This is a genomic window from Oleiphilus sp. HI0079 (assembly GCF_001635105.1).
Genome location: NZ_LWFT01001022.1, coordinates 1 through 1,007, shown reverse-complemented (window position 1 = coordinate 1,007; position 1,007 = coordinate 1). Strand labels below are relative to the sequence as shown.

Sequence of the window (1,007 nt, the reverse complement as noted above, 5' to 3'; positions counted from 1 at the left end):
TACTCGCGGCATTACTTTGTAAATAGGGTCTTACTTTTTATTTACAAGGAGGCACGCTCAACTATTCCAAGTTTTCTCTATGCCAAACAAAAAAGCCCAACTCAATGAGCTGGGCTTTTGACAGCAATGCTTCTCACTATCCCTCTGGGACAGCCTTGGCCTGATCTTTATTGTCATAAATGCGAATCGGATCAGAATCACCATCAATCACACTTTCATCAACAACAACCTTGCTAATACCGTCTTCTGAGGGTATGTGGTACATCGTATCCAGCAACACATTTTCTAGAATCGATCTCAAGCCACGAGCACCAGTTTTACGCTCCATTGACTTTCTGGCCACAGCGCGCAATGCATCTTCTCGAAAATCAACTTCAACACCTTCCATTTCAAAGAGCTGCTGATACTGTTTGGTGAGCGAGTTCTTAGGCTCAGTCAGAATCTGCATTAATGCATCTTCGTCTAACTCATTGAGCGTGGCTACAACAGGCAAACGACCAACAAACTCAGGTATTAAGCCATAACGAACCAAATCTTCTGTCTCAACGTCCTGCAGAGTCTCACCAACTGATTTCTCTGCCTCCTTGCTTTTCACTGTCGCACTAAATCCGATACTGCTCTTCTCAGACCGATCCTGAATGACTTTATCCAAGCCAGCAAAGGCTCCGCCACAAATAAACAAAATATTCGATGTATCTACCTGCAAGAACTCTTGCTGAGGGTGCTTGCGCCCTCCCTGGGGAGGAACAGACGCAACAGTACCTTCAATTAGCTTGAGCAAGGCCTGCTGAACACCTTCACCAGAAACATCACGCGTAATGGATGGATTGTCGGACTTACGCGAAATCTTGTCGATCTCATCTATGTAGACGATACCACGCTGCGCTTTATCAACGTCATAGTCGCATTTCTGGAGGAGCTTCTGAATGATATTCTCGACATCCTCACCTACATAACCCGCTTCCGTAAGCGTCGTTGCATCAGCAATCGTAAATGGAACATTAAGG

The 1,007-nt window shown here is 45.3% G+C and carries 1 protein-coding gene; it reads right to left on the bottom strand.

Annotation, left to right across the window (positions count from 1 at the left end; all coding sequences use genetic code 11):
* Nucleotides 1-136: 136 nt before the first annotated feature.
* A partial coding sequence (gene clpX, locus A3750_RS18445) for an ATP-dependent Clp protease ATP-binding subunit ClpX (RefSeq protein WP_068548588.1) occupies nucleotides 137-1,007 on the bottom strand: 871 nt, incomplete at its 5' end.